Source organism: Arsenophonus nasoniae DSM 15247 (assembly GCF_000429565.1).
GTDB lineage: Bacteria > Pseudomonadota > Gammaproteobacteria > Enterobacterales > Enterobacteriaceae > Arsenophonus > Arsenophonus nasoniae.
Genome location: NZ_AUCC01000171.1, coordinates 1 through 2621, shown reverse-complemented (window position 1 = coordinate 2621; position 2621 = coordinate 1). Strand labels below are relative to the sequence as shown.

Here is a 2621-nt window from a genome sequence, read left to right as displayed (position 1 = left end):
ATGCTTCATCAGAAAGATCGTAGCGAGCCATAATTCAAAGTATCGTAGAAACAGATGGATACTATAGCTCAAGCAATTAAGGGACACAGCCTAGAAAATAAGCCATTGCCCAAACTAACCAACATCGAAACAAGCTTTCCTTCTTGGTTATTAAAAAATATAATTTCTCCTGGCTTAACGAGTAATAATTCATCCATGCTATTAATTTGACGGTAATTATCTAGTGCTTGCAACCACAAGCTTTCGCTATTTTTAATATTTTCATTCTGTAATATCTTTGATAATGCTCCTACTAATTTTTTCTTATTCTCTTTATTTAATAATATATTAGCCTGATATAAAACCTCAGCTATATAGTTGATATTATCTTTGGGTAAATTATTAAACCAATACATTTCATGTAATATATTGTGAATTGAATTGTTGTTAATTAAGCTATTAAATTTGTCTATAAAATTCTTTTGTCCTGTAAGTTGTGCAGAATACCAGGCTGGCTTTGTTAATGCTTTAGAATTTTTAATAGCTTCAGCAATCTGTAAATTTAAATATTTTTTGAATGAGCCTTCCGCTATTTCCTCGTTGACAAAATCATTATACCTAACAACACTATCAGCAAAAGCTTGCCGATATCTATTTTCCCATACGGCTTCTTCTAAAATAAGTGGACCATCTAAATTTGAATTACTAATATTTTTAAAACGTTCGGCTGTTAAATCAAAAATATAATTTTTATCCTGTTTTTTGCCAACCACAGCAAAATGCGTTATCGGGGTTTCATCTTTCACATTCTGCCAAATATATATTGCTCGATATTTAATATCAACCATACCATGCTGACGCATAAATAGGGCAACCGCACTCATTAAAACATTATCCTCTGCAGCAGGATTATTAATTATTTGAGCAGTAGAAGGATTGAATTGAAGTTCAGTTAGATATTCAGTAGCGGTTATATCATTTGTTAAATTATTTGGCTTGAAGGCAGGTTTAATTTCCAGTAAATATTGATTTTCATTTTTAATAGACCTTACGCCAAGTCTTAAATTATTTTGACTATGATGAAAATCATTAGCTAACTGTTGGATAGCATCTTTATCAATCTGAAGAATTTTTTGGTTAAACTTGTATTTTGCATAAAGATTAATTCCTTTTGACGTGCCTTTAGCTACCTGAATAATAGCCTCTGGAATCACTACGCCAAGAGTTTCCGCCATAATATTAATTACTCCTTCTTTTAAATAATTTTTATATTCAGCTTCTGTATCACTAATCGACGCTTGTAAAAATGAAGGCGTTGCTGATAAAACGCTACCATAAACAATCCCGGGGATATTACCCATTAAAAATGTAAAAAAAGTATAAGGAAATGTTATATCCTTAAGTCGATTAAATAATTCAAACAGCAAGGCCTCTTGATGGGATCTAATTAATACATCGGCTTTTTTTATATTAAAATTAATAATATCTTCAAATAAAAATGAATAATCCTCATTTTCTCTTTTTAATTTAAGTTGAGAAGGATTAATCTCACTGTAATTAGTGAAATGTGCCGCTACCCATAATTTTAATTTTTCACTTACGGTAATCGCGCGTTTAAAATCGCGGAATGAGGGATAATGAAGACATTCACCGGTAAAAATTGATATCACGGCAATAGGTGTGTTTTCCGGGTCAATGCGATTAACCTTTTTATCAATGCCAGTAACAGGTCCGCGATCTTTATCAAAAAAGATTAACAAACCCGGACTATCTTCCACTAAATAGTATAAAACGTCCTTTTTACCATAGGTAGTTAATAATTGGATTCTAAAGTCATTAAACAGCTCTTTTATCTCCTCATTTTTTTTAACTTCTTCCATTTCCGCAATATAACTATTCTGGATATAAGGAGAATTTATTTTACTAATAAGTTCTGTTGTATATTGAGTAGGATATAAAGCGCCTAATTCTTTATCTAATTTATAATTCGTATTTTCTGATAACCATTTTCGCTCTTTACCTAACATAATATCACGTACAGTATATAATTTTGCAACAGATGGGTGATAATGATTGATAGCAGCATTCAATTCAGGATTAAATGAAGTAGCTGTATAAGGAAATTCAACTAGATCATTTAAGTTAGTATGGCTAACATTATGCTCTTTACTTATTTTGGCTAAATATGTTTTTAAATAAGTCTCCATATTGGGTATTTTTTCTTGTAGTTTATCTTTTTTTTCTTTTAATAAATCAATATTTTTTATCAAATCAAGCTCTTTTTTTACTTGTAATGCTTCTTCATCTAAATATTTAATCAACTGGGAATTATATTTGTCAGGGAACTTTATTTTAATATTGTTTCTGGTTATTAAAGGAGAATTTTCACCTATTATATGACGAACAAGATAATCAAAAATAGTGAAAGTTGAATATTGGGTTTCATTATTAGTATTAATATAGCTATAAATAATTTCTGTATTGATGATATCTTCAATTGATAGATCCCCAAAACATGTTTATCAGTTTCATAAACTTGACAAATTTTTGAGAACATAAGCACGCCTTTGGCGTGAGCATCGCGGCAAAGGCGCTCTATTTCTAGGCAATTCCCTTCTCGTCTTTTATACTCTGCTCTATGT

Annotated in this window: 2 protein-coding genes; both read right to left on the bottom strand. The window is 30.4% G+C overall.

The window, feature by feature from the left end; translation table 11 throughout:
- Positions 1-68 precede the first annotated feature (68 nt).
- Positions 69-2300, bottom strand: a complete 2232-nt coding sequence (locus G468_RS22665) for a hypothetical protein (RefSeq protein WP_051297184.1) — start codon at positions 2298-2300, stop codon at positions 69-71.
- Positions 2301-2371: 71 nt separating this feature from the next.
- The coding region (locus G468_RS24505; protein WP_034250349.1) for a hypothetical protein at positions 2372-2621 on the bottom strand (250 nt) is incomplete at its 5' end.